This window comes from Roseibium sp., assembly GCF_050301095.1.
Taxonomy (GTDB): domain Bacteria; phylum Pseudomonadota; class Alphaproteobacteria; order Rhizobiales; family Stappiaceae; genus Roseibium.
The window spans coordinates 1-6785 of record NZ_JBNKYW010000151.1 but is presented as its reverse complement, the minus strand read 5'-3'; the positions used below and the strand labels follow the sequence as shown (position 1 = coordinate 6785).

Annotated in this window: 10 protein-coding genes; 6 read left to right on the top strand and 4 right to left on the bottom strand. The window is 60.8% G+C overall.

Translation table 11 applies throughout. The annotated features are described in order from the left end of the window. Together ACQY7U_RS13745 and ACQY7U_RS13740 are read left to right on the top strand one after the other, a co-directional pair. A partial coding sequence (locus ACQY7U_RS13745; protein WP_428645322.1) for an FCD domain-containing protein occupies positions 1 to 227 on the top strand: 227 nt, incomplete at its 5' end. Between the two features lie 101 nt (positions 228 to 328). Beyond that, positions 329 to 646 carry a hypothetical protein gene (locus ACQY7U_RS13740; RefSeq protein ID WP_428645320.1) on the top strand — a complete coding sequence of 106 codons (318 nt, stop codon included), beginning with the start codon at positions 329 to 331 and terminating at the stop codon, positions 644 to 646. Between the two features lie 48 nt (positions 647 to 694). On the opposite strand, the gene ACQY7U_RS13735 is transcribed toward ACQY7U_RS13740, so the two are convergent. From ACQY7U_RS13735 to ACQY7U_RS13725, 3 genes are all read right to left on the bottom strand, one after another. Further along, positions 695 to 1171, bottom strand: coding sequence for a MarR family winged helix-turn-helix transcriptional regulator (locus ACQY7U_RS13735; RefSeq protein WP_428645318.1), 477 nt, complete (start codon positions 1169 to 1171; stop codon positions 695 to 697). A gap of 125 nt (positions 1172 to 1296) precedes the next feature. Further along, entirely contained in the window at positions 1297 to 1515 is a 219-nt protein-coding gene (locus ACQY7U_RS13730; RefSeq protein ID WP_428645316.1) for a GDCCVxC domain-containing (seleno)protein, read from the bottom strand. Between the two features lie 4 nt (positions 1516 to 1519). Next, positions 1520 to 1843, bottom strand: a complete 324-nt coding sequence (locus tag ACQY7U_RS13725; protein ID WP_428645314.1) for a hypothetical protein — start codon at positions 1841 to 1843, stop codon at positions 1520 to 1522. Positions 1844 to 1938: 95 nt separating this feature from the next. Between ACQY7U_RS13725 and ACQY7U_RS13720 the strand changes: the two genes are divergently transcribed. Further along, the gene (locus ACQY7U_RS13720) at positions 1939 to 2328 is read left to right on the top strand and encodes a MerR family transcriptional regulator (RefSeq protein ID WP_428645313.1); all 390 of its coding nucleotides are present in this window, start codon (positions 1939 to 1941) and stop codon (positions 2326 to 2328) included. Positions 2329 to 2340: 12 nt separating this feature from the next. On the opposite strand, the gene ACQY7U_RS13715 is transcribed toward ACQY7U_RS13720, so the two are convergent. Next, entirely contained in the window at positions 2341 to 3255 is a 915-nt protein-coding gene (locus ACQY7U_RS13715; protein WP_428645311.1) for a PhzF family phenazine biosynthesis protein, read from the bottom strand. An 86-nt stretch (positions 3256 to 3341) separates the two neighbouring features. On the opposite strand from ACQY7U_RS13715, the gene ACQY7U_RS13710 reads away from it, so the two are divergent. From ACQY7U_RS13710 to ACQY7U_RS13700, 3 genes are all read left to right on the top strand, one after another. Next, on the top strand, positions 3342 to 4277 hold the full coding sequence (locus tag ACQY7U_RS13710) for a LysR family transcriptional regulator (protein ID WP_428645309.1): 936 nt from the start codon (positions 3342 to 3344) through the stop codon (positions 4275 to 4277). 365 nt (positions 4278 to 4642) lie between these two features. After that, positions 4643 to 5512 carry a MurR/RpiR family transcriptional regulator gene (locus tag ACQY7U_RS13705; RefSeq protein WP_428645307.1) on the top strand — a complete coding sequence of 290 codons (870 nt, stop codon included), beginning with the start codon at positions 4643 to 4645 and terminating at the stop codon, positions 5510 to 5512. Positions 5513 to 5514: 2 nt separating this feature from the next. Then, positions 5515 to 6785 (top strand): ABC transporter permease (locus tag ACQY7U_RS13700; protein WP_428645305.1); only part of this gene is annotated, 1271 nt, incomplete at its 3' end.

Genomic DNA, 6785 nt, shown 5'->3' with positions numbered 1-6785 from the left:
TTCTGATCGGTTTTTTGAATTATCTTTCCGGCGCGCGCCGGCGGGCGACATGGCAAAGACAGTGGGACAGGACCTACCGGCGTCTGGGGGTCGACGAATTCCGGACCCTGCACAGCGATCAGCACGGCCGTGTCGTCGAAGCCGTTGCGGCGGCGGACCCGGAAGCAGCGTCCTCGGCGATGGTCGAACATCTCAACACGATCATGTCCGCCATGTCGCGAGACTGATGGCGCTCCAAACCGGCCGGCTGAACCAGAACGCCGCGCCGGGCTTGGCACGGCGTTACCGCTGCGTTACATCTCGCGGGAAATGCCAAAGGAGGCAAATGATGCGCAAACCTGTCCTGATCGCGATGACAGCCCTGCTGTTCCTCTCGCCCGCGGCGGCCCTTGCGGGCGGACCGAAAGGTTGTCCTCCGGGGCTTGCCAAGAAGAATAAGGGCTGCCTGCCACCGGGCCAGGCCAAGAAAATCTACCGCCCCGGCGAGCGCCTGCAGGGTCAATACAGTGCAATCCCGAATCCCGGCCGCTACGGGCTGGATCCCGGTCAGAGCTATTACCGCCTTGGCGATTATGTCTATCGGGTCGACCGCAACACCAAAAAGGTTCTCGATCTGGTCGGTGCCGTCGCCGCAATCCTGAACTGAACGGCGGCGGCCTCCAGTATCTCGACGAACCGTCCGTGAACGGACGGCCTACTGAAGTTTTTTCAGGATCCGGACAAGCGAACGCTGCTCCGACCGGGTGAGTGCTTCAAGGGTCTGGGCCGAGATTTCGAGGCCGCTCGAAATGTTGGAAAGAAACCACCTCAAGCCGTCCGGCGTCAGGGAAATCAGTTGCCTGCGCTTGTCGTCCGGATGCTTGCGGGAATGCAGAAAGCCTCGAACGGTCAGGCGGTCGACGACGCCCTTCGTCGTCGCCACGTCGAGCCCGACCAGCCGTCCCAGCTTGTTCTGGGACACCGAGCCGCATTCCGCCAGCCGCGCCATGACCGCAAACTGGGTCGGGGTCAGGTCCCGGATTTTCTCCGTAAAGATGATGGTGTTCCGCTGATAGGCCTTGCGCAGAAGGTAGCCGATCTGGTCGTCCAGTACATAGCCATGTTCCGGCGTGCCGGTTCTACGGCTTTCCTCAGACGCCAGATCCTGAGGTTGGTCGGCTTTCCGGGTCACACTGTCTCCTGTCGGCCGCAGCGGCTAAACATGCATCACGAATTTCCTATGTCAATTCAAGTTCGGAAAAGGTCGGATGGTGCATTTCGCCGGTTTCTCATTCGAGGTGGATGACGACTGGCCCTTTAGCCGCAACACTTGTCGCCCTGCTGGATCGGCGGGCACGGTACGGTGGCATAGGAGCAGAAAACGCAGCAGTCCCCCTGCCTGGGCTGAAGCACTTCGTGGCACGCCTTGCATTCGTAGAACCATTGGCATGCATCCGACGGCATGGTCTCGGTCTCCACGTGTCCGCATTCGGGGCAGGTCAGGGTGCTTTCCAGAACAATATCCTGATCGGTCATGGCATCACATCTGCAGGATCAGGTAGTCGTTGATCCGGGTTTCGTTGAACACGACCACCCAGGCCAGTGCCGTCATCGCCGTACTGCCTGCCAGCCACCACTTCAGCTTCGCAAGGGAGTGCCTTTGAAACGCAGTCAGCCAGGACAAGGCAACTAGAACCGAGGAGACCGCCAGAACATAGTAGCTAGCGGCCGCGATTTTCCCGAAAACCGCCAGCCAACTGCCACCAACCCCGACCAGCATGAAGGTCACGGGCAGGATGCAGCAGGCGGCAACGCCAAGCGCCGAGACCGACCCCATGAAACTGAGACCCAGAAATTTCTGCATGCTCTCTCCCGGTTTTCACGTCATTGCGAAGTGACGCCCAATACCTGGAGGCATAGCATCTGTAGCAACTACAGGATCAAGCGGGACAACATCACATGATCGCGATCGGAGACGCATCGAGACGCAGTGGCGTCTGTATCGAAACCATCCGCTATTACGAGCGCGAAGGGATCGTTCCCAGGCCGCGGCGTGCCGCCAACAACAGGCGCCTCTACTCGGAGGAGGATATCGGTCGCCTGCGTCTCCTCAAGAAATTGCGCGACCTTGGTTTTCCTCTCGCGGAGGCCAGGATCCTGCTCGATCTGTCGGAAGCCCGGGAGGCGGATTGTCAAGCGGTGCGGCACCTGGCAGAGGCTCATATCTCCAATGTGGAGACCAGGATAGCCGAGTTGCGCAAACTGGAGAAAGCGCTCAAGGAACTGATCGCCAACTGCGCACGGGGCAACGTCGATTGCCCCATGCTCGGCCGGCTTCGAGCGGAGTGAAAACGGCTCCGGTCAGAAGGTGACGGTCATTTCGTCCCGGACGGACCCGTAACCGCCTGCCATCAGGCCGGTGATCCTGCCGTCCGCCAGATCCAGGTCGACGGTGATGACGCTCGGCGAAGCCGGTTTCATGAATTGACCCTGTTCGATGACAAGGCGGGACTTTCCGATCTCCAGAAAGTCATGGAGCACGCAGGCGAGGGGACCTGCCGCCATGCCGGTCGCGGCTTCCTCGTCGATCGCATAGCGCGGGGCGAACATGCGGGTGGTTGCGTCGGCGTGGGTGGCGCCGGGGTCCGTCGTGAAGACGTAGTAACCGATCAGGTCCAGCCTGTTGCTGATGTCATTGATCTTCGCCTGGTCCGGCACGATCCGCTGCAGGACCCCGGCATCGCGCACAGCAACGACGACGAAGCTGTTGCCCGTATTCACCAGCACCGGACGGAGGCGGTCGTCCAGGTCGCCGTCATCGATCCCGAGCGAAACCAGGACATCGGCCTCGCCGACGCCGCGCTCCGCCCAGTCCGCGCTCTGCTCGTACCTCGGGGCAAGCTGCTCCATATAGGCCGCGCCCTCCTTGATGATGATCTTCCGCGGTCCATCCACCGTCTCCTTCGACGTGACGCCGTCCTTTGCCCGCCCGAGTTCCGCCAGGTAGCTGAAGGTGGCAATCGTCGCATGGCCGCAGTGGGCGATCCGCCGGTTGGGCGTGAAGAAGTCCAGCTTGTAGCCCTCGGTTTCGGAGTTCGACACGAAGGCGGTCTCAGACAGGCCGATCCTGCCGGCGATCGCCAGCATGTCCTCTTCGGAAAGCCTGTCCGCGTCCAGGACAACCCCGGCCGGGTTGCCGCCGATGGAAGCCATGCCGTTCCTGCGGGTGACGAACCCGTTGACGATACGGGCGGTGATCTGTTTGCCGTCGTTCATCTCTGCGACCTTTCTTAATATTAACTGGACGCAATAATTATTCTGATATACGGCTGTTTCAATGCCACAGTACATGAACCATTTTCATGAATAACAACGACGACATCCGCAACCGCCTGATGCTGAATGCGGCGCTCTTGCACGCCATCGCGGAGGAGGGCAATTTTTCCCGGGCAGCCCAGGCCGTCGGACTGGAGCAATCGGCCGTCAGTCACCGCATCAAGTCCCTGGAGACGGCGCTCGGTATCCGGCTTTTCGAGCGCACGACCCGGCGCATCCTCCCCACAGAGGCCGGCCGGATTGTCAGTGACGCCGCGCGGCGCTGCCAGGAGATCTGGAGCAGCGCGCTGATGCACATCGCCGACGTGAAGACCTCGCGGACCCTGCGCCTGTCCGTGTCCTCGTCGGTTACCATGAAGTGGGTCGTACCGGCACTCCAGCGGGCCCAGGCCGCAGGCCTCGACCTTGTGGTCGATGTCGAGGACCGGCTTGTCGATCTCCATGCGGGCGAAGCCAAGGCCGCGGTCCGCTATGGCACCGGCCCCTATCCCGGCTTCCACGCCGAGGCGCTCCTGCCGGCATATCTCGTCCCGGTTGCCCGCCCGGGTCTCCTTCAAGGTGATATGACCCCGGACGCAGGCGCGGACGGACCGCCTCTGCTCGCCGACCGGTCCGCCCTGACGGACGGCACCGGCTACACCTGGGAAGAATACTTCAAGGGACGCAACTGGCCGCACGCCCCGGCGAAGACCGTCAACACCTTCGCCCGGGCGGATCTTGCCATTCAGGCCGCCATCGGCGGCATGGGCATCGCCCTCGGCCGCACGCTCCTGATTGAAAACGACATCGAGGCGGGTTTTCTGGAAGTTGTCGGAAAACCGGTGCCCGCAAAGTCAAAATACTGGCTGGTGACCACAGCCGCCACCGCAGACACGGAAGGCTACCGCGACCTGAGGGACTGGATCGCCAGCGAAGCGACCACCGCGCGCAGGCAGCACGAACAGCTGTTCAGCCGAACCTGACGGCCTCCCTGATAACTTATTGGTTTCAATAGAAGTCGAACGGGATTAGCGCGCACCTCCGCTCACAACGCTTCAGCGCATATTATTGATTATGGAACTTTTGCCGTCTTAACGCGACAACTCTGCGTCCGGATTTGTCTTGACCCTGGGGTCTAAACACCGCTGTGACGGCATTTGACTGATCGAATGGCTTGGCGTTTTCCAACGGTGCAAACACAAGTCAGGACGAAAAAATCTCTCATATTTTCAATTGCTTGAAACATGTTTGCGACAAAGCAAACGGGCGCCTTCGCTTCGTTTTTGCAATGATTGTTGCATGATTTTAATTTTATGATAGTTTCTTTGCATAACTCGATGGGGGAACAATGCCAGAAGCGACTTCCTTTAACGCTGCAATCGAAACCTTTGAGGGCAAGTTGACGGCCGCGGACCGGACGTTGATTTCAATCATCCTCAACGACCCGCGCGCCGTCCTCTACGGGTCTGCTTCCGAATTGGCCGCTCAGGCCGATGTCCACGCGTCCACCGTCGTGCGCCTGGCAAACAAACTGGGCTTCAGTGGATATCAGGACATGCAGCAGCGGCTGCGCGAAGATTCGGACCTGATGGCAGCCCAAAGCGACCGCACGCAGATCAGGCGGGACCGGATTGAACGCGGCTCGAACCTGGAAAAACTCATCGAAAGCGAAATCGCGGCCCTCTCGGCCATCGCCAACACGATGGACCAGAAGCAGATAGACAATGCTGCGGACGTACTGCGCGAAGCGCAGACGATCTTCATTCTCGGACGCGGCAGCGCCGCCCCGCCCATCACGCATTTCGACCGGCGCCTCAGACGGATCGGCTTTCGCACGGAAGTTATTCTGAACATGCAAAGGCGGGATCTCGCCGAACACCTGATGACCATTCGCAAGGGCGACGCGGTGGTGATCTTCGCCTTCCAGGCGCCCGCCTCCCTGCCGACGGGCTATGCCGCCATAATCGAACATGTTGCCGAGATCGGCGCCAGGTCCATCGTCATCTCCGATGCGAGCGGCCCCACCTTGAGGCCCCGGGCAAATGTCACCCTCAGTGTCACGCGACCCGACGAAGGCGAAATGCAATTGCGGACCGGACACATGCTGGTGTGCGAAGCACTGGCCATGACACTCGCGCACCAGGATCCCGAGCGCGCCCTCGAGGGGCTGGAAGCGCTCGAGTCGCTTCGGACCAAACTCGACAACCACAAGGATTGAGAATGACCAGCTTTGCCTTATCGGATCGAAGTTACCGCGCTCCCGTCCTGCGCAAACTGACCGATCCCGTCAATATTCTGCTGCTGATTTTCCTCGCTGTCCTCGCCTATCTCGTGGTCTGGCCCTTCGTGCAGCTGGTCATTCACACGTTGATGTGGGGCGAAGGCGACTTGCGGCTGTCGCGCGAGGCCGTTCCCGGCAGTTTTACCTTCTTTCATTGGCTGCAGGCGTTTTCCGGCCCCCTGTCCGCGAAGATGCTCTACGGGCCGCTGATCAACACACTGACGACAGGCATCGCGGCAACACTCATGGCACTTCTCGCCGGCGGGTTGCTCGCATGGTGCGTGGTCCGGTCGGACATGCCGGGTAAGAACTGGCTGCAACCGATTCTGACGCTTCCCTATATCGTGCCTTCCTTTGCCATCGCGCTTGCCTGGGAAGCGGTCTTTCGAAGCCCCAGGGTCGGCGGTCAACCCGGACTCTACGAGGCCCTGACCAACAGCTCTCCGCCGGAATGGCTCTCCTACGGAACCGTGCCGATCTCCATCACGCTCGCCATTCACTATTTTCCCTTCGCCTATCTGCTGGTCTCCGGTGCCCTGGCGACCATTGACTCCCAGATGGAGGAAGGCGCCCTGATCGCGGGAGCCGGACGGCTGACGATCCTGCGCCGGATCACCTTTCCGGTTGTTGCCCCTGCCTTTGCCGCCGCCTTCATTCTGACGTTCGGCAAGACCATCGGCCAGTTCGCCTTGCCGTTCCTGCTGGGGGCTCCGACCCAGTTCCACACAGTGGCCACCATGGTCTACGCGAACCTCGCCCTCGGCCTCGATTCCCTTGCCTATGTCCTGGCCATTGTCCTGATCGCCATGTCGCTGGCAGCGATCTGGGCGTCAAACCGGTTCGTCGGCAAAAAGTCGCGGCGTTTTGAAACCATCAGCGGCAAGGGCTTCCGAAGCCGCGTGATCGCGCTCGGGAACTGGCGCTGGCCCGTCTTCTGCGCCGCCGCGGCCTTCGCATTTGTTGTCGGGATCCTGCCGCTCATATTGCTCGGCGTGCAGTCGGTCATGCTGATCGACGGCTTCTACGGCTGGGACAATCTGACGGCCCACTTCTGGCTCGGGACGTCCAATCCAGAAATCGCCTTCGGAGAGCCGGGCGTCATTCACAACAGCAACATCCTCGGCGCCACCTGGAACACGCTGAAGCTGGCCTTTGTCACGGCGATCATTGCATCCGTCCTCGGGCTGATCATCGCCTACATCGTCGTACG